This window comes from Rhodococcus sp. MS16 (assembly GCF_013277795.1).
GTDB lineage: Bacteria > Actinomycetota > Actinomycetes > Mycobacteriales > Mycobacteriaceae > Rhodococcus_F > Rhodococcus_F globerula.
This window is the reverse complement of the sequence record NZ_VBTM01000001.1, coordinates 201,458-219,927: the sequence shown is the minus strand read 5'-3', so window position 1 is coordinate 219,927 and position 18,470 is coordinate 201,458. Positions and strand designations below refer to the sequence as shown.

Annotated in this window: 21 protein-coding genes; 15 read left to right on the top strand and 6 right to left on the bottom strand. The window is 61.1% G+C overall.

The annotated features are described in order from the left end of the window. Positions 1–16: 16 nt before the first annotated feature. Positions 17–784, bottom strand: coding sequence for a DUF5642 family protein (locus FEZ60_RS01025; protein ID WP_172935344.1), 768 nt, complete (start codon positions 782–784; stop codon positions 17–19). A gap of 352 nt (positions 785–1,136) precedes the next feature. Between FEZ60_RS01025 and FEZ60_RS01020 the strand changes: the two genes are divergently transcribed. The 3 genes from FEZ60_RS01020 (at position 1,137) to FEZ60_RS01010 (ending at position 5,840) form a co-directional block, all read left to right on the top strand. Continuing rightward, positions 1,137–2,096 (top strand): PAC2 family protein, encoded by a 960-nt coding sequence (locus FEZ60_RS01020; RefSeq protein WP_033234796.1) that lies wholly within the window; start codon positions 1,137–1,139, stop codon positions 2,094–2,096. Positions 2,097–2,271: 175 nt separating this feature from the next. Beyond that, a complete protein-coding gene (locus FEZ60_RS01015; RefSeq protein ID WP_033234797.1) occupies positions 2,272–3,309 on the top strand; it encodes an alpha/beta hydrolase in 1,038 nt (345 codons plus the stop codon). Between the two features lie 26 nt (positions 3,310–3,335). Next, positions 3,336–5,840 carry a DEAD/DEAH box helicase gene (locus FEZ60_RS01010; protein ID WP_033234798.1) on the top strand — a complete coding sequence of 835 codons (2,505 nt, stop codon included), beginning with the start codon at positions 3,336–3,338 and terminating at the stop codon, positions 5,838–5,840. A 53-nt stretch (positions 5,841–5,893) separates the two neighbouring features. Here FEZ60_RS01010 and FEZ60_RS01005 read toward each other — a convergent pair whose 3' ends face one another. Continuing rightward, complete coding sequence (locus FEZ60_RS01005; RefSeq protein ID WP_033234799.1) at positions 5,894–6,301, bottom strand: DUF5997 family protein; 408 nt, start codon at positions 6,299–6,301, stop codon at positions 5,894–5,896. A 56-nt stretch (positions 6,302–6,357) separates the two neighbouring features. Here FEZ60_RS01005 and FEZ60_RS01000 point away from each other — a divergent pair, with 56 nt between their 5' ends. The 7 genes from FEZ60_RS01000 to FEZ60_RS00970 all read left to right on the top strand — a co-directional run bounded on the left by FEZ60_RS01000 (position 6,358) and on the right by FEZ60_RS00970 (position 11,621). Further along, on the top strand, positions 6,358–7,206 hold the full coding sequence (locus FEZ60_RS01000) for a LysR substrate-binding domain-containing protein (RefSeq protein WP_033234800.1): 849 nt from the start codon (positions 6,358–6,360) through the stop codon (positions 7,204–7,206). A 56-nt stretch (positions 7,207–7,262) separates the two neighbouring features. Further along, complete coding sequence (locus FEZ60_RS00995) at positions 7,263–8,648, top strand: FAD-linked oxidase C-terminal domain-containing protein (RefSeq protein WP_033234801.1); 1,386 nt, start codon at positions 7,263–7,265, stop codon at positions 8,646–8,648. 166 nt (positions 8,649–8,814) lie between these two features. Continuing rightward, complete coding sequence (locus FEZ60_RS00990) at positions 8,815–9,189, top strand: WXG100 family type VII secretion target (RefSeq protein ID WP_307718109.1); 375 nt, start codon at positions 8,815–8,817, stop codon at positions 9,187–9,189. Next, on the top strand, positions 9,189–9,476 hold the full coding sequence (locus tag FEZ60_RS00985; protein WP_033234803.1) for a WXG100 family type VII secretion target: 288 nt from the start codon (positions 9,189–9,191) through the stop codon (positions 9,474–9,476). The genes FEZ60_RS00990 and FEZ60_RS00985 overlap by 1 nt, the downstream gene beginning before the upstream one ends. Further along, complete coding sequence (locus tag FEZ60_RS32235) at positions 9,476–10,621, top strand: colicin E3/pyocin S6 family cytotoxin (RefSeq protein WP_202025568.1); 1,146 nt, start codon at positions 9,476–9,478, stop codon at positions 10,619–10,621. The genes FEZ60_RS00985 and FEZ60_RS32235 overlap by 1 nt, the downstream gene beginning before the upstream one ends. A 410-nt stretch (positions 10,622–11,031) precedes the next feature. After that, on the top strand, positions 11,032–11,175 hold the full coding sequence (locus FEZ60_RS00975) for a hypothetical protein (RefSeq protein ID WP_155276686.1): 144 nt from the start codon (positions 11,032–11,034) through the stop codon (positions 11,173–11,175). A gap of 200 nt (positions 11,176–11,375) precedes the next feature. After that, positions 11,376–11,621, top strand: coding sequence for a hypothetical protein (locus tag FEZ60_RS00970; protein ID WP_033234806.1), 246 nt, complete (start codon positions 11,376–11,378; stop codon positions 11,619–11,621). A gap of 527 nt (positions 11,622–12,148) precedes the next feature. Here FEZ60_RS00970 and FEZ60_RS00965 read toward each other — a convergent pair. Further along, positions 12,149–13,075, bottom strand: coding sequence for a LysR substrate-binding domain-containing protein (locus FEZ60_RS00965; RefSeq protein ID WP_033234807.1), 927 nt, complete (start codon positions 13,073–13,075; stop codon positions 12,149–12,151). 197 nt (positions 13,076–13,272) lie between these two features. Here FEZ60_RS00965 and FEZ60_RS00960 point away from each other — a divergent pair, with 197 nt between their 5' ends. The 3 genes from FEZ60_RS00960 (at position 13,273) to FEZ60_RS00950 (ending at position 15,172) form a co-directional block, all read left to right on the top strand. After that, the gene (locus FEZ60_RS00960; RefSeq protein WP_033234808.1) at positions 13,273–13,860 is read left to right on the top strand and encodes a peroxiredoxin; all 588 of its coding nucleotides are present in this window, start codon (positions 13,273–13,275) and stop codon (positions 13,858–13,860) included. Between the two features lie 2 nt (positions 13,861–13,862). Then, the gene (locus FEZ60_RS00955; RefSeq protein WP_172935343.1) at positions 13,863–14,402 is read left to right on the top strand and encodes a carboxymuconolactone decarboxylase family protein; all 540 of its coding nucleotides are present in this window, start codon (positions 13,863–13,865) and stop codon (positions 14,400–14,402) included. A gap of 89 nt (positions 14,403–14,491) precedes the next feature. Further along, positions 14,492–15,172, top strand: coding sequence for a PhzF family phenazine biosynthesis protein (locus FEZ60_RS00950; RefSeq protein ID WP_172935342.1), 681 nt, complete (start codon positions 14,492–14,494; stop codon positions 15,170–15,172). Here the strand turns inward: FEZ60_RS00950 and FEZ60_RS00945 are convergent. Further along, positions 15,158–15,856: a hypothetical protein gene (locus tag FEZ60_RS00945; RefSeq protein WP_033234811.1), complete on the bottom strand. Its 699-nt coding sequence runs from the start codon at positions 15,854–15,856 to the stop codon at positions 15,158–15,160. The genes FEZ60_RS00950 and FEZ60_RS00945 overlap by 15 nt on opposite strands. An 18-nt stretch (positions 15,857–15,874) precedes the next feature. Here FEZ60_RS00945 and FEZ60_RS00940 point away from each other — a divergent pair, with 18 nt between their 5' ends. Continuing rightward, positions 15,875–16,129, top strand: coding sequence for a hypothetical protein (locus FEZ60_RS00940; protein ID WP_045067403.1), 255 nt, complete (start codon positions 15,875–15,877; stop codon positions 16,127–16,129). A 9-nt stretch (positions 16,130–16,138) separates the two neighbouring features. Here the strand turns inward: FEZ60_RS00940 and FEZ60_RS00935 are convergent, their stop codons facing one another. After that, positions 16,139–17,362, bottom strand: coding sequence for an aminotransferase class III-fold pyridoxal phosphate-dependent enzyme (locus tag FEZ60_RS00935; protein ID WP_172935341.1), 1,224 nt, complete (start codon positions 17,360–17,362; stop codon positions 16,139–16,141). A gap of 143 nt (positions 17,363–17,505) precedes the next feature. Here FEZ60_RS00935 and FEZ60_RS00930 point away from each other — a divergent pair, with 143 nt between their 5' ends. Continuing rightward, a complete protein-coding gene (locus FEZ60_RS00930) occupies positions 17,506–17,823 on the top strand; it encodes a DUF2322 family protein (protein ID WP_033234814.1) in 318 nt (105 codons plus the stop codon). Between the two features lie 18 nt (positions 17,824–17,841). On the opposite strand, the gene FEZ60_RS00925 is transcribed toward FEZ60_RS00930, so the two are convergent. Continuing rightward, positions 17,842–18,462 carry a Pr6Pr family membrane protein gene (locus tag FEZ60_RS00925; RefSeq protein WP_033234815.1) on the bottom strand — a complete coding sequence of 207 codons (621 nt, stop codon included), beginning with the start codon at positions 18,460–18,462 and terminating at the stop codon, positions 17,842–17,844. Positions 18,463–18,470 lie beyond the last annotated feature (8 nt).

Genomic DNA, 18,470 nt, shown 5'->3' with positions numbered 1-18,470 from the left:
GCGTCGTGCATGATCCTCAGCTGCCCGCGCGAACCTTCTGAACAGCGGCGGTGAAAGCCTCGTCCAGCGGCGCGGTGGACGGCTCGGTTGCACCGAATGTCATCAGCGTGACAGCAATGCGCACATCACCGACCTGGGCCATCAGCGTCAACATCGTTTGGTCCCCGGTGGCCGAGGATGGTGTGGATACCGTCCGCCGCAAGGACAACGTCTGATCGGCATTGATCGGCGAAGGCGGCAAAATGACCGTCGTGACCGTCGACGTCACTCCGTTTGCGGTCACCTTCATCGAGGTGCAGTCTTCGGTCTGCGCTTCCAACGAGGTCAGGCTGGTGTCACTCCGAGTGAGCTCCACCGAGATTGTCGACCTACTCGCATTGTCGGTGCCAACAGCCATGACGGTGCCCGTCGGCCCGTAGTCCTGTTCGGGTGGGGCGCAGTCTGCGGGGTCGACGGTTGCTCCGCGCGGAACACCCACCAGATCCGGCGCGGCCATCGGAACAGCTTGCGCGGGAAGTACTACCGCGTCGAATGGCGGCGGAAACTCTGCAGGAGTCAGCAACAGGTCCGCTAGCGGCGCAGCCTTGGATGAAGCCGTTGTGCTTGGTGGCGTCGACCCTGCCGCGCTGGGAGCGCTCGACCCCGCTACGGCGGGTGTCTGTCCGCCGGCATCAGGCTGAGCTTCCCCGGAAATTGACGAGGAACACCCCGATACCAATCCGAGCGCAGCAACCACAGCCACGACGCCTGCGAGCCTCGACCTGCCCGATCCCCGACCGACCATCACGTGTGCCTCCATTCGGCTGCAGCCGAATGGGAGAAATCCACCACGGCAGTACCTGTTCGTCACTCTGCCATGTCCTATCTCCCGGATCGTGGATCTCCGCCCGCTGCGCGACGGTGTCGAACCCCAAACGACGAACCCCAAAAGTCGAACCCCAAAAGTCGAACCCTGACCCGCACGCTTCGCTCCTGGCGAACGCATCCGCGTCGGAATTCGGGAATGCCCGAGCCCGTCGGACACGTTCCACCAAAGGAACCTCGGCGAAAGACGACTCCACTGCCGACTCCACTGCGAATCGGCAACCGCCGATAGTGGACACTGGAAACAAGCACCGTGAAAGAAGGGGACTGCGATGGACGACCAGTCGAAAATGTACGAGCTGGAATTCCCGGCGCCCCAGTTGTCGGCTGCCGACGGCCAGGGCCCGGTTCTCATCCACGGACTCGAGGGCTACTCCGACGCGGGTCACGCCGTGAAACTTGCGACGAAGCACTTGCGCGAGAGCCTCGAAACCGAACTTGTCGCGTCGTTTGCCGTGGACGAGTTGATCGACTACCGATCACGCCGCCCCACGATGACGTTCAAGGCCGATCACTTCTCGGACTACGACGCCCCCTCTCTGAACCTCTACGCACTTCGTGACACGGTGGGAACGCCCTTCCTGCTGCTTGCCGGTATGGAACCCGATCTCAAGTGGGAGCGATTCACCACCGCTGTCCGCTTGCTCGCCGAACAGCTGGGCGTGCGCCAGACCATCGGGCTCAATGCGATCCCGATGGCGATTCCGCACACCCGCCCGTTGGGCTTGACGGCTCATTCCACGAACAAGGACCTGATCGGCGACCACCAGCGCTGGTCCGGCGAACTTCAGGTTCCCGGCAGTGCGTCGTCGCTGCTGGAATTCCGGATGAGCCAGCACGGCCACGAAGCCGTCGGTTTCTCCGTTCACGTTCCCCATTACCTGGCACAGACCGATTACCCGGCTGCGTCCGAGACCTTGCTGGAGAATGTCGCAGAGGTGTCCGGGCTCGAATTGCCACTCGCCGCTCTGGGTGAGGCTTCGGCGCGCGTCCTCGAACAGGTTAACGAGCACATTGCCGGAAACGAAGAAGTTCAGACCGTGGTCCACGCTCTCGAGCGCCAGTACGACACCTTCGTGACAGCGCAGGAACAGCAGGCGTCACTGCTCGCGGGTGAGGCCGACCTTCCCAGCGGAGACGAGATCGGTGCCGAATTCGAGCGGTTCCTGGCCGAACAGGCAGGCAATGGAGAGTTCGACACGCCGGATGACGGCGAATCCGACCGAAACTGACATATGAGCTGCGGAATTGCGCACATCGTGCGCATTCCGCAACCTCGTCGTTACCTGAGATGTTGTTCTCGATACATCTGTCGGATAGCCTCAAATTCTGCGTGACTTTTGTTGACGGCTCAACAAATCGGAGCGATTCAGTCAACAGCGGTCACGCGCTGATACTGGAGGCGACATGAGCAGACCCCGAACGCGGCAGCTCCGGCCAGTTCCCGACGAGGAACCGCGGATGATGTTTCGGACGATTCACGGTTACCGTCGAGCTTTTCGCATTGCCGGCGACGGCCCTGCAGTTCTGCTCCTGCACGGCATTGGCGACAACTCGTCCACGTGGACGGAGATCATCCCCCATCTGGCCAAGAACTACACCGTCATCGCCCCCGATCTTCTCGGGCACGGTCGCTCCGACAAGCCTCGTGCCGATTACTCGGTAGCGGCCTACGCCAACGGCATGCGCGATCTGTTGTCCACTCTGGGCATCGAACACGTCAGTGTCATCGGGCATTCACTCGGCGGCGGCGTGGCGATGCAATTTGCATACCAGTTCCCCGACATGGTCGATCGACTCGTGTTGGTCTCGACCGGCGGCATCACCAAAGACGTCCATCCGATTCTTCGGTTGATGTCGGTGCCGGTGGTCAACGAGGTCCTCAAACTTCTGCGCATTCCCGGAGCGATGCCGATCGTGCGTTTCGCCGGTAGTCTCGCCGGCGCCGTTCACGGATCGAACCTGCGCCCGGGAACCATGCTGCACGACACTCCTGACCTGATTCGTGTTCTCGCCGAACTACCAGACCCCACTGCCTACGAGGCATACCTGCGGACGTTGCGCGCGGTAGTCGACTGGCGAGGTCAGGTCGTCACGATGCTCGATCGGTGTTACCTGACCGAGAATCTGCCGGTTCAGTTGATCTGGGGTGACGAGGATTCCGTGATTCCCGTCTCGCACGCGCACCTCGCCCATGCGGCGATGCCCAACTCCCGACTCGAAGTTTTCCGTGGATCCGGACACTTCCCCTTCCGCGACGACCCCATGCATTTCCTTCAGGTGATCGAGGAGTTCCTCGCGAGCACCGCGCCACTGGTATTCGACGAGGCGCACTGGCGGCACATGCTGATTGCCGGGGTTGGTGAAAACACCATCACCGGTTCGTCGTCGACACGCATGGCGGTACTCGATGCGATGGGCTCGGACGAGCGCAGCGCAACCTGATCACCGCCAGCGGCTAACCTGTACAAGTGCTGCTGACGGAACTGCTCCCCGACAACGCGGATCCCGATTCCGTTTTCGACGCCTTCTTATCCTGGACGATCGAGCGTGGTTTGACGCTCTATCCTGCCCAGGAAGAGGCTGTGATGGAACTGGTCTCGGGTGCAAACGTCATTTTGGCGACCCCAACCGGTTCCGGAAAGTCGATGGTGGCGATCGGCGCGCACTTCTACGCGATGTCCCAGGGCAAGCGCACGTACTACACCGCGCCCATCAAGGCGTTGGTGAGCGAGAAGTTCTTTGCGCTCTGCGAGGTGTTCGGCGCGGAGAACGTCGGCATGATGACCGGCGACGCTGCCGTCAACTCGTCGGCTCCCATCATCTGTGCCACAGCGGAGATCGTCGCAAATCTCGCGCTGCGAGAGGGCCCCGATTCCGATATCGGCCAGGTAGTGATGGACGAGTTCCATTTCTACTCCGAACCGGATCGCGGGTGGGCGTGGCAGGTCCCGCTGATCGAACTACCGCACGCCCAGTTCTTGCTGATGTCCGCAACTCTGGGCGAGGTGGACTTCTTTTCCGAGGACCTCACTCGTCGCACCGGCAAGCCCACCACCGTCGTGTCTGGTACCGAACGCCCTGTCCCCCTGATGTTCTCGTACGCCACCACGCCGGTCGGTGAGACCATCGAAGAGTTGGTCACCACCAACCAGGCGCCCGTGTACATCGTGCACTTCACGCAGGCCGCAGCTCTCGAACGAGCGCAAGCGCTGACGAGCGTCAACTTCTGCTCCAAGACGGAGAAGGAAGCAATTGCCGAGGCGCTCGGCGGATTTCGCTTCACGACGGGATTCGGCAAGACACTCTCCCGGTTGGTTCGCCACGGCATCGGCGTTCACCATGCCGGCATGTTGCCCAAGTACCGACGGCTCATCGAAGTCCTTGCCCAGGACGGTCTGCTCAAGGTCATCTGCGGTACCGACACACTCGGCGTCGGCATCAACGTCCCCATCCGCACTGTGTTGCTGACGGGTCTGGCCAAGTACGACGGCGTCCGCACCCGCCACCTCAAGGCTCGTGAGTTCCATCAGATCGCAGGTCGTGCCGGCCGCGCCGGCTACGACACGATGGGTACCGTCGTGGTGCAGGCGCCGGAACACGAAGTGGACAATTTGCGAGCAGTCGCCAAGGCGGGCGACGATCCGAAGAAGATCAAGAAAATTCAACGCAAGAAGGCTCCCGAAGGATTTGTTTCGTGGAGCGAAGCGACATTCGACCGCCTGGTTGCGGCATCACCGGAACCCTTGGTGTCGCGGTTCTCCGTCAGCAACTCCATGCTGCTCAATGTCATTGCCCGACCGGGTAATTGCTTCGACGCGATGCGACATCTGTTGGAGGACAACCACGAATCACGTCCGGCGCAGCGCAAGCACATCCTCAAGGCGATCTCGCTGTACCGCGGATTGCTCAGCGCCGGCATCGTGGAACGCCTCGACGAACCGGACGAGCACGGCCGGATGGCGCGGTTGACGATGGACTTGCAGCGCGACTTCGCCTTGAATCAGCCACTCTCGCCGTTTGCTCTCGCTGCGTTCGAACTCCTCGACGTCGAATCCGATACGTACGCACTCGATGTCGTGTCCATCATCGAATCGACGCTCGACGACCCCCGTCAGGTGTTGATGGGTCAGCAGCACTTCGCCCGCGGTGAGGCTGTTGCCCAGATGAAAGCGGACGGCATCGAGTACGAGGAGCGTATGGAACTCCTCGAAGAGGTCACCTGGCCGAAACCGTTGGCGGAGTTACTGTTCCCCGCCTTCGAGATGTACCGCGGCGGCCATCCGTGGATCACCGAATTTGCGCTCTCCCCCAAATCCGTCGTACGCGACATGATCGAACGCGCAATGACCTTTGCCGAATTGATCAGTCACTACGGGCTCACCCGCTCCGAAGGACTGGTTCTGCGTTACCTCGCGGACGCCTACCGCGCCCTGCGCCAGACCGTGCCCACCGAAGCGCGCACCGAAGAACTCGAAGACATCATCGAGTGGCTGGGTGAGTTGATCCGACAAGTCGACTCGAGCCTGCTAGACGAGTGGGAGTCGCTGACCGACCCCGGAGCCGAAGCCGACACCGAAGAGGTTGCATTCGGCGCCGACATTCCGCGCCCGATCTCGGCAAACCCGCGCGCGTTCCGCGTCATGGTGCGCAACGCGATGTTCCGTCGGATCGACCTCGCGTCGCGGCGACAGTGGAACGAACTGGAAAACCTCGACGACGGTATCGACGCCGCCGAGTGGGAAGAGCAACTGCTCCCCTACTTCGAGGAGTACAGCTCGATCGGAACGGGACCGTCGGCGCGTGGGCCGGCGTTGTTCCAGGTAGTCGAGGAAGGCGAGTTCTGGCGAGTGCGTCAGGTGCTCGAGGACCCGGAAGGTGATCACGGCTGGGCACTGCTCGGTGTCGTCGATATCCCGGAGTCCGACGCGTTGGGTGAAATCGTGTTCGACGAGCTCAGCATCGTCGAGGGCTGACACCCTGTGCGCCTTTCTGGTAGTGGGCACTACCAAAAAGGCGCACGGGGGCTTTAGCCCCTACGAGCCTTGCGCGGCTGATTGCGGCGCGAAGCGCGCTTCTCCTTGATACGGAGGTTCTCGGCGCGCACCTCCGCTTGCAGTGCGCGTTCTTTCTCCAGCCATTCGGGCTTTTCTTCCAGCAGGGCAGCAACTTGATCCGTGGTGAGCGCCTCTTCGACACCGCCGCGAGCAAGGCCGGCGATGGAGATGCCCAGCTTTGCGGCGATGACCTGCTTCGGGTGCGGGCCGGTGCGGCGCAGTTCCAGCAGCCACTCCGGAGCTTCGGTCTGAAGCGCGGTCAGTTCTTCACGGGTCACGTCGCCTTCCTGGAACTCTTTCGGTGTTGCTTCCAGGTACACACCCAGCTTCTTGGCAGCCGTCGTCGGCTTCATCGTCTGGGGCGTTTTGTTCGACGTCATGCAACAAGAGTAGCCAGCCATCGCGTCGCGTTTTACCAAGGCGGTAACCTTGCCGGGTGAGCAACGCGGATAGTCCGGCAATTTTTCGACTCGCGTATGCCCCCGGGGTAACGCCGACCAAGTGGATTCGAGTGTGGCACGAGCGGCTTCCGGACGTCCGTCTCGAGTTGGTCCAGTTTCCGGTTCTCGAGGTTGTGGCAGCGCTACGGGCGGGCGAAGCCGACGCCGGCCTGGTTCGATTGCCGATCGATCGCACCGAGCTCAGCGCGATCTCCTTATATGCGGAGACGCCGGTCGTGGTGATCCCCAAAGATCACGTGTTCACCGCTGTAGACCAGATTTCCGTCGCCGATCTGAGCGACGAGATTGTGCTCAACCCTCTCGAAGACACCCTCGAGTGGCCGACGCGTCCAGGTAAGGCAGCAGCCGAGCGGCCGGAAACGATCGCCGACGCAATCGAGTTGGTTGCGGCCGGCATCGGCGTTGTTGTTGTTCCGCATTCGGTGGCGCGGTTGCACCACCGCAAGGATCTGACTTTCCGTCCTGTTGCCGGTGCTCCCGAGTCCCCTATTGCTTTGGCTTGGCTGGAGTCCAAGACCACAGAATTGGTCGAAGAACTCATCGGCATCGTGCGAGGACGTACCGCTCAGAGTTCACGCGGACGCAATGGTCAGCCGGCCGAGAAGATCAAGGGTTCGGTCAAGGCCAAGCAGGCAGCGAAGGAACGTCGTGCCGAGGCCGCGAAAGCCGATCACAAAGCCAAGAGTGCCGGAACGGCAAAGAGCGTCTCGGGCCGCAATACCAGCGGCGGCAAAGCCAAGGCCGGCGGCAAAGCGGGTAGCGGCAAGTCGGGCGGCACCAAGAGTTCGGGTGGCCGGTTCACGGGCAAACCGAAGGGCCGCTAGCGGGCAGTTCAGCCAACTCACCTCGCATCCCCAAGTTCTGCGCGCATGATGGAGTTATGACTTCGGTTGATTCGACGGTCCTGGCAGAACTGATCGCTGCGCTGCCGGATGGTGCGCTCCTGCGCGATCCGGACCTTACGGCCGGTTACCGCCAAGACTGGGCAGCCGATCCGAATGCAGGCAACCCGCTGGCCGTTGTCCGGGCCACCTGCACCGAAGATATCCAGGCCGTGATGCGCTGGGCCACCGAACATCGCATTCCCGTGGTTCCGCGCGGTGCCGGATCAGGACTCTCCGGTGGATCCAGCGCCGTCGACGGTTGCATCATGGTCAGCACCGAGCGAATGCGCGAGATCACCATCGACCCGGTAGCTCGGGTGGCCGTAACTCAGCCCGGCTTGATGAACGCCGAGGTCAAGAAAGCTGCCGCAGAGCATGGGCTGTGGTACCCGCCCGACCCGTCGTCGTTCGAGATCTGTTCCATCGGCGGCAATGCCGCTACCAACGCCGGTGGACTCTGTTGTGTGAAATACGGCGTCACCACCGACTATGTGCTCGGCCTGAAGGTAGTGCTCGCCGACGGCACTGCAGTGTCACTGGGCGGCCCGCTCCTGAAAGATGTTGCAGGACTCTCACTTACCAAACTGTTTGTCGGCAGCGAAGGCACTCTCGGCATCATCACCGAGATCACCTTGCGTCTGATTCCGGCGCAGCCGCCCGCTTCAACTGTCGTCGCGTCGTTCGATTCCGTCGAGGAAGCTGCCGACGCAGTCTTGGCGATCACCGGCAAAATGCGTCCGGCGATGCTCGAGTTCATGGATCACGCCAGCATCAACGCTGTCGAGGATTCTGTGCGGATGGGGCTCAACCGGAAGGCTCGCGCACTGATTCTGGCCCAATCCGATGCCCACGGCGCCGCTGGTGTACTCGAGATCGAGAGCATTGTCGCAGCGTGCGAAAACAACGGGGCCACCGAAGTTTTCGCGACAGACGACCAGGCCGAGGGTGATGCGTTCACTGCGGCCCGACGGGCGGTGTTTCCAGCCGTTCAGGCGTTGGGGAATCTGCTCCTCGAAGATGTCGGCGTTCCGATGCGAGCGCTGCCACGATTGATCACGGGGGTGGAAGCCATCGCCGCGGACCTGGATGTCCTTATCTGCACCGTGGCGCACGCCGGCGACGGAAACACTCATCCACTGATCGTGTTCGATCCGTCTGATCCCGATATGACAGAGCGCGCCCAGATCGCATTCGGACGGGTCATGGATCTCGCAATTGCGCTGGGCGGCACCATTACCGGCGAACACGGTGTGGGCCGGATCAAGCGCGACTGGTTGCCAGCTCAGCTAGGCGAGGACGTCATGGCGTTGAACCGGAAAATCAAAGATGCGCTTGATCCCCTAGGAATTCTCAATCCCGGAGCGGTCATCGCTGCGAAGTAGTCACACATCTCGAGTCCACTTTCGCTGACACCCGTCGGCGAAAATGTGCATGCCCAAACCTCTGCCCGCACACTCCGGACAAACACCTCGCGTTAGTGACATGCGACGACATTGGTCTAGACTCCATCGAGATTTACACTGCCCGGGGGGACCAGTAAATGCGTAGATCCATCGTGGGCATTACCAGCGCAAAAAAGGCAAAATACCTGTACCAGAAATCAATTGGCGGGCAATGATGCGCTGCGATCCCGAACAGATGCACGCAACAGCGACTCGAATTTCAGACCTCGCCGACGAATTCTGGGACGACGTGGAAACGTTGCGCCGCGATGCCGAATCCTTGATGACAGCCGAATGGACCGGGGACGCGTCCCGAACCCACGCCGCACTGTGGGCCGAGTGGGTCGACTCCGCCCGCCAGGTCGCGGGCGCACTCACCGAGGACGCCGGACTGCTGCATCAAGCAGCTACCGAGTACAGAAGGACCGACGACCAGAATGCCGGCAGCATTTCGGGTACTCGACTGAACATGGACTTCTGATGGGCCGGTACTCTGCCGACACCGAGCAAATCCTCGGTCTCGTCGGCAGGGCGAAGCAGATCGGCATGCGCGTCGAAGCCCGCATCACCGACGTCGAACGGGAAGTCGTGGCCCTCAACGTCGACTGGGACGGCGACGCCGCCGATGCCCACCGCACCAAACACGAAACCTTGCACCGCGAACTGAAAGACATGCGCACTGCACTGTCCGAACTCGAATCGATGGCCCAGGGCGCGCACGATCGCTATCTCGCCAACGCGCGACACAACAGTGGGATGTGGCCCTGATGGCGCCGATCACAATGGACCCCGCAGTCCTCATCGACGCTGCCACACAGTACAAAACGGTCAGCAACAGCACTGACAGTGTGATCCGTCTGCTCGGTGAAACGCTCCAAACCAACTGGGGGTGCGCCGGAACCGACAACGCGGGAGCCGGGTGGGCCGCGAGCTATGACCCCGCCGCATTTGATGCCGTCGCCGCCGGAACAAACATTGTCAACGCGTTCAGCAAACTGCACGATCTACTCGCGGCGACCGGTGTCAACCACGCCAACACCGAGCGATCGAATACCAACCCGCCGGAGCCCCCGGAGGGGCCGGCGTCGCAGCTTCCGACCGTGTCGGCGCCGGCGTTTTACGGGGCGCTCGGCGGCGATACCGACCCGCCGCTCGGGTGGGAGTTGATTACTGCGTGGCTGCAGGGACACATGTGGCCCAACGGGAACCCCGACAAATTGAAAGCACTCGGGCGAGCGTGGCGCACAGCCGCCGAGGGGTTGCGCGATGCAAACGATGCAACGGGTACAGCGTGGGTCGCCCTCGAGGAACTCGACTCCGACGAGATGCCGCAGGTCCTGGCTCAACTCGACAATGTCTTCGTCACTACCAACGCCGTCGCCGATCAGTACGACACACTGGCCGCCGCCTGCGACGAGTGGGCACAGACAATCGAGGAGGCTCACCGCAAGATCTTCGACATCGTCGGCAAAGCCATCATCGTCGGGGCTTTGGCCGGCGCAGTCACCGCACTCTTTACCCTCGGTGCTGGTACCGTCGCCGCGGCCGGAGCGACGGGAAGTGTGATCGCTGCCAGCGTCGTTGGGGTACTCGGCGCCGTGGACGCGGTCGCCGTAACGGTGGTCGGTGGCGTCGCCGCGGCGGGGGCTGCTGCTGTGGGTGCGGTCAACGAGCTGCAACCACTGCTCGAAGCCAACCCGACTACCTTCAATGCCAACACCGGCGGCGGAGGAAACACGCTCGGTTACTATCCCGCACCGCGGCACCTCCCCGGATTCCCGAATGCCAAACTAGTCAAGAGAATGAACGAGCGAAAGCGCTGGAAAGATGACAAAGGCAACATCTACGAATGGGACTATCAGCACGGTGCCGTCGAGAAATACAACAAGAACGGCACGCATCTAGGAGAATAAGATGCGAATACAGGCACACAGACCAAACCCGCCGACCCAAGCCGCCGAACAGAAAGGTGAGACATGTGGTATTTAGAAGCTTTCGACAACGATACTGAATTATTAGCCGGGGAGTACCTCTTACGCGAAATGTCCGTTGAGATCGTGAAAGAAATTCTCGATATCGACGACAGCGACTTCGAATTACCCGTTGGGATACGTCAAAATGACGTACCTCTTGAGAAAGTTCCCGAGTTCGCTAAATACATTAACGAACCCTTCAAGATAGACCAAAATTGTGAATACGAAGTAGCATTCTTAACTGAGTAACAACCATCGAGAGTTCGAATACCAGTCGAGCCCGACGGTTCATCAGATCGACTTCACGACTCCGGACCCGCCACTCCACCCGCAAACCAGGAGAGAAGTTTATGTGGCATCTCCAGGCCTACGACAACGACGCCGAATTACAAACCGAGATCTACCTTTTGCACGATATGATTGCCGAAATCGTGAAAGATATTCTCGGCGTTGACGACAGCGGCTTCGACTTACCCGTCTGGATCCTAGAATGACGTACCCCTCGACAAAGTGCCCGAGTTCACTAAATACAGTAACGAACCCTTCAAGATAGACCGAAATAGTGAGTTTGAAGTCTCAGATCTAACGGATTGAACCGAGCCTGGGCCTCGATTGTCAGCTCGAACCCGACAAGTTCAATTGATGCGGCCAGACCATCCGCGCCGCACCAAGTCGTCGAGCAGGAAAGTGAAACATGTGGTACCTCGAAGCTTTCGACAACGAGACCGAATTTCGCACCGAAAAATACCTCTTGCACGACATGACTGCCGAGATCGTGAAGGAAATCCTCGGCATCGACGACAACAACTTCGATCTACCCGTCGTCGCACGTTTCAGTTGCGTTCAACTCGACAAAGTTCTCAAGTTCGCGAAGTACACCCACGAACCTATCGACGTAATCGAAAACTGCGAATATTTCGTTGGACTATTCGCTGACTGAGTACTGTAAGAACGGCACGCATCTAGGCGATTTCGACTCCAATGCCGGATCGCCCGACTAAACCCGCCGACGCCAGCCGCAGACATGGAAAGTGAAACATGTGGCATCTCGAAGCTTTCGACAATGGAAATAATCGATTAGTCAAAGATTACGCTCTGCATGATATGGCTGTTGAGATCGTGAAGGAAATCCTCGGGATCGACGACACGACTCCAAATTTCCCGTCAGAGTGGCGTTCCCCTCGACAAAGTACTCGAGTTCGCGAAATACACTTGTAAACCCATCGAGATAACAGAGAACCGCGAATACGAAATAGGCCTATTCGCCGACTGAACAGCAACACTGCACCTCGTCGGCCAATCCTCGAGGCCAATCCGGCTACATTCGACGCCAAGACCATTGAACCCGGAGAGATGTGGAATTTCCACAAGGCTCCGGAGTTTCTTCCGGGGTTTCCGGATGCCAAACCCGTCAAATATCGATCTGAAGGAATCGAGCAGTACTGGTTCCGGTCACAACGACAGGGGTCATTGAGGGATCGTCCGCCCCGGCGCAACGGATTTCACCAGCTCCGCCAACTGCCTGAACCCTTCGGCGCGGCCGCTGGACGAGCGGAATACCAGTCCGATTGTCCGGCCAGGGGCAGGTGCCGTGAATGTCGCCGTGGCGAGTTCACCCCGCCGACTCTCCACCGGCACAGCCGATTCGGGGACCAAGGTCACACCGAGCCCGCCGGCGACACACTGCACGATCGTCGCCAAGGATGTTGCCCGCGTATCCCCGGAGAGCGGGTGGGCGTCGACGGAACGGCACAGATCCAGTGTCTGGTCCCGCAGGCAATGCCCGTCATCGAGAAGCAGCAAGGGCAGTTCGTCGAGGACGTCAGCGGTGAGATCGCTGCGTCCTGCCAGCGCGTGGTCTGCTGGGACGACCAGAACAAAATCCTCGTCGTAGAGCGGTATCTCGATCAACCCAGGCGCACCAGCCGGCAGGGCGAGCAAGGCCAGATCGAGGGCACCGGAGCGGAGCGAGTCGAGCAGTCGTGCGGTTTGGTCCTCGATGACGTGAGGTGCAACCGTTGGCATGGACGTCCGCAATGCCGGCAGCAGTGACGGCAGGATGTACGGCGCGACAGTGGGAATCAGCCCGATCCGAAGTGGGCCGGCCAATCGATCCCCCATTCCGGCGGCGCTCGCGACAAATCCGTCGGCAGCCTCGAGAATCAGTTTCGCTTGGCTGAGAAGCCGCTGACCGTCGCCTGTGACGAGGACACGCCGGGTGCTGCGTTCGATCAATTGCACGCCGAGGCCCGATTCGAGTGCGGCCAACGCCTGCGAGAGTGTGGGTTGGCTCACACTCAAACGTGCTGCGGCGGTGCCGAAGTGCCGATGTTCGGCCACCGATACGAAGGCACGCAGCTGTGACAAGGAAGGTTGATAAGTCTGATCAGCCATGGCTATCAGTGTAGTGCCACCTATCACCTTTACCTTTTGACCACTTTGATGCAGAATGGACTCATACCAAAAAGCGCCGGTCGCGCACCATGACGGTGAGACCCGCTTCGACGGTATCGAGAACTTTCGATCACAAACATTCGTGATCGTGCGTGTGAGAAAAACCTGTTCACAAGACAAGTAGGAGGACGAGACATATGGCTCTGCTGACAATCGGCGACCAGTTCCCGGCATACAACCTGAAGGCCGTTATCGGCGGCGACCTCTCCAAGGTCGACGCTCAGCAGCCCGACGACTACTTCACTCAGATCACGAGCGACGACTACGCAGGCAAGTGGCGCATCGTCTTCTTCTGGCCCAAGGACTTCACGTTCGTGTGCCCCACGGAGATCGCAGCATTCGGCAAGCTGAACGACGAGTTCGCAGACCGCGACGCACAGGTTCTCGGCGCTTCCGTCGACAACGAGTTCGTTCACTTCCAGTGGCGTGCACAGCACGACGAGCTCAAGACCCTCCCCTTCCCGATGCTCTCGGACCTCAAGCGCGAGCTTGCCGAGGCCACCGGCGTCCTCAACGCTGACGGCGTTGCAGACCGCGCGACGTTCATCGTCGACCCCAACAACGAGATCCAGTTCGTCTCCGTCACAGCCGGTTCCGTCGGCCGTAACGTCGACGAGGTTCTCCGCGTTCTCGACGCTCTGCAGAGCGACGAGCTGTGCGCCTGCAACTGGAAGAAGGGCGACCCGACGATCAACGCCGGCGAGCTGCTGAACGCGAGCGTCTGATCATGAGCGTCGACAACCTGAAAGATTCGCTTCCCGAGTACGCCAAGGATCTCAAGCTCAACCTGAGTTCCATTGCGCGCACCACGGTTCTGAACGAGCAGCAGCTGTGGGGCACCCTCCTCGCAACGGCCGCTGCAACCAAGTCGGCGACCACGCTCAAGGAAATCGCAGCCGAGGCGGCAGACAACCTGTCCGCTGAGGCGTACAACGCAGCGCTCGGCGCAGCGGCGATCATGGGCATGAACAACGTCTTCTACCGCACCAAGGGCTACCTTGACGGTAAGTACGACGACCTTCGTGCGGGCCTGCGGATGAACATCATCGGCAACCCGGGCGTCGACAAGGCCGACTTCGAATTGTGGTCGCTCGCGGTTTCCGCGATCAACGGCTGCAACCATTGCCTCGAAGCTCACGAGAACACCCTCCGTCAGGAAGGCGTTTCCCGCGAGGTCATCTTCGAAGCGATCCGTGCCGGTTCCATCGTCATGGGTGTCGCGCAGGCTGTCGACGCCAATGAAATCCTCGCTGCCGCACAGGTCTGATCCCAGACCGACGCAGTAGACGAAAGACCCTCCCCGCCTTCCACGGTGGGGAGGGTTTATTCGTTTTTCCGGCGCGCTACTGTGGACCGATGGGCATCGAAGTGAGTGTGGTCCGGGTCTTCACGGACGAGAACGGAAAGCACGGCAACCCACTCGGGATTGTCGACGCATCACTGGTCGAACTATCCGAACGGCAAGAAGTCGCCGCGACGCTCGGGTACAGCGAAACGATTTTTGTCGATCTCCCCGAAGTGGGCGCCACTCGGGCGAGTGCCCAGATCTTCACTCCGGCAGCAGAACTCCCCTTTGCCGGTCATCCCACGGTCGGTCTCACCTGGTGGCTGCACGATCAGGCACGGCCGGTGACCACACTCGGTGTCCCCGCCGGCGAACTCGACGTACGCCGCAGCAGTAACCTCACGTGGGTTCGCGCCCGCGCCGAATGGGCACCGGAGTTTGCTCTCTACCCCTTGGAAACGGTGGATGACGTAATCGACGCGGTTCCGTCGGACTACGAAACCGATCACTCCTACCTGTGGGCGTGGCAGGACAAACTCGAATCGTCCATCCGCTCACGGATGTTCGCTCCGGAAACGGGAATCCCCGAGGACGAAGCTACCGGCTCGGCAGCCCTGCGCATCACTGATCACCTGCGAAAATCGCTTCGGATCACCCAGGGACGGGGATCGATCCTGCACACCACCTACTCACCCGAAGGATGGCTCGAAGTGGGCGGACGCGTGGTTGCCGAGCAGTCACGAACTTTGTGACTGGCCTGCCGGATTCCGTCCTGCCTCGAGGTCTGCGGCGCTGAGCGTCACGGCAATTTCGTCGCCGAGTGCCACGCCGGGTGCAAGCGGCAGTTGATCGCCGCTCCAGAACTTGCCGGGATCGAACCAGTTGATGCGACGGTTTCCCACCATCAGGCCCATTGCCTCGTACGTCTGCGCGACAACCTCGGCGCAGTAGGCACTTTCGATGCCCGACGCAGGCGATTCGGGCTTCTTCCGGAACTTCGGGACGCGCCCGCCGAACCATCGTGACGCGAGCTTGGCGGTGGAGGGAAACGGCGTGCCGTCCAGGCGGGCTATGGTGCGCAGCAGCGCATCCTCTTGTTCACGGGTCACCGGGGTGTCGAGCTGCCGAAGCCAACCCTGCTGCCCGTACTTGGCTCCCCACACCTGCACGGCGGCCTTCAGATCATGGAGCTGAACGCCACGCTGGAAACGACCGGTCCACATGTCTTGCAACGAATGACCGAGCTCTGCATGCCACATGAGCGGTGGCAGATCGTCGATCACCACCGACATGCCGACGTGGTTGACCGGACTGTTAGTGAGCGTCTGAATTGCCTTGTCGGCCGTGGAATCTCCGCGGAAGATCCAGATATCGCCAGTGCGGGTGACACTGGCTGCCTCGTCGAGGGTCACCTGAGAGCGTGATCGTCGGTCCATAACCTTTAGCCTAGAGGCATGACACTTCGTGCCTCGCACATATGGAAGCTCGTGGGCCTCGCCGGCGCTATGGGGGTCGCGGCCACCGGAGTCCTCGCTGTGCGGAACGAGCGTGCGCGTCGGGCGTACTCCCCCGAAGAGATTCGCTCCGTCCTCCACGAGCGATACACACAGGCGTATGCCAGGGCGTCGGAGCAGGACACTATCGAACTGGAGCCGGTACCGAGCACACTGCGGCGCCGGATGAAGAAGCTCTTCCGACGCCGCAGCTAGTTCGCAAATCTATCCGAGAGCGGCGAGGATTCCCGCAGCCATCTCGGCCACCTGATCGTCCGTCATCACGAAGGTCGGGGAAATCTGCATAGCTCCCTGACCTGCCGCGCGACCTGAAATTCCGTGCTCGCGCAGCGTCTTCACGAACGGCAGTGCCTCGGCCGGGTCTGCCAGCTGAACGGCGGCGACGGCCCCGAGCCCACTGCGGACCTCGGAAACCCGCGGATGCTCGGCCAGCGGCTGCAAGTGCGTGTGCAACGACGCTTCGAGCCGCTTGGACTCGTCGAGGAGGTTCTCACGCTCGAGAATGTCGAGGTTTGCCATGGCTGCAGCTGCCGCTCCGGCGTGCCCGCCGTAGGTGTAGCCGTGACGCCACCAAGCACCGTTGTAGAACGGCTCGGCGACGCGAGGTGCGATGAACACGGCACCCATCGGAACGTATCCGGAGGTCAAACCCTTTGCTGTGGTCATCATGTCGGGCTGCAGATCGAAGCGAGTGGATGCAAACCACTCGCCACCGATACGACCGAAACCGGTGACAACCTCGTCGACGACAAACAGTATGTCGTGTTCACGGCAGATGTCTCGGACCTCGGCCAGGTATCCCTCGGGCGGAAGGTACACCCCGCCGGCGCCGATGATGGGCTCGGCGAAGAATGCGGCGATCTTGTTCGCGCCGACCTTCTCGATCAGTTCGAGGAGGCTCTTGGCGTCGTCCCAGCCGACGGTGGCAGCATCGGCCATCAGCTCGCCGTACCCCTCGCGATTGACGGGGATACCGGCGAGAGCTGTTCCCGCAACATGCATTCCGTGGTAGGCCTTCTGGCGTCCGACGATGATGTTCTTGTCGGGCTGGCCGACCTCATGCCAGTACCGACGCGCCAACTTCGCTGCGGTGTCGACGGAATCGGAACCACCGGAGGTGAAGAAGATCTTGCTGCCTGCAACCGGCGCGATCTTCGCGAGCCGCTCAGCCAGTGCCTGCGTGGTTTCGGGGACAAAATCGCCGAAGTTGGAGAAGTGAGCGATCTTCGACAGCTGAGCGGCAACGGCGTCGGCGATCTCGGTCCGGCCGTGGCCCACGTTCGTGAACCAGAGCCCGGCAGTTGCGTCGAGGTACCGATTGTCCTGCGAGTCCCAGATGTACGCGCCTTCACCGCGAGAGACGACAAATGCGCCGTTCTTCTCGACCGCGCCCATATCCGCGAACCCGTGCCACAGTGCCGAAGCCATCTTTTTCCCCTTCGAGTCCAAACGAATACCAACGATGCTGGTGTGCACACGATGTGCAGCAACTATATCGACACCACAAATCGTCTCCCGCGTGATGCTGCCCTGCGTGGGGATCGCCGCCCTGGGCACGTAATCTCATCACCATGACTTTTGCCGAGAATCTTGCTGCCCTCCCCTCGATCGATCACCTCGCCGCCATCAACGTGCTCGACACCGACGGCACCGTCATCGACACCGTGGAGAACAAGCCGGGCAAATCTGGTTCGGTCAAGGTCTACAACCACCTCGCCCAGGTCTACGGCGCAATCACTCCTGAGGCCGCAACGGCTGCGCTGGCGATTTTTGCCGAGCACACAGACGATGCCCGCGCGAACCGCGGCAAGCACCCCAACATCGACCGTCTCGATCAGGTTCTTGCCAGCGGCAACACTCTCGGGCTGCAGGAAGTTCCGGCGGAGTAGCAGCCCGCGGTCCACATCTCACATCGCGACAGAGTCCCGGTCGGCGTCGCCGTACCGCCACCGCGCCCCTAGCTTGCCGACGGCGTTGACCGCCAGCGCCATCAGCGCCATTGCCACGGCAAGCACAACAAGCCCGATCACCAGGGCTACGTAACCGTGGGCTCGCGGATCGAGGAAGGGATACGGGTACCAGTCGACGATCGCTCCGCGAACCAGCGAATACACGGCATACAGGGCGGGAAAGGCGAGCCACGTCAAGGCCGACCCTTCGGAGATGCGGTGGCGCGAGGGCGAAAACACCCAGTCGGCAAGCATCACCAACGGCAGTACTTGATGCAGGGCGACATTGATCCAGGTGTCGTTCAGCGTCACATCGACATCCGAGAGCAGCACCGCGTAGACGATGCCCGTGATCACCATGTAGAGCGTCACGGCGCCTCGAACTGTCTGCCAGGTGCGCGACTGCGGATCCCGCAGCCCTCCGACAATCAGTACGACGGCTGCGGCGATATTGCTCTCGATAGTGAAATAGCTGAGATAGTTCACCAGGGAGAATCCCTCGGCGTTGCGTAGCGGGATCCATAACAAGGCGGTCAGCCCGTAGACCGCAAACGCAAGGCGGAGAATGCGTACCGCCATCGGAGTGG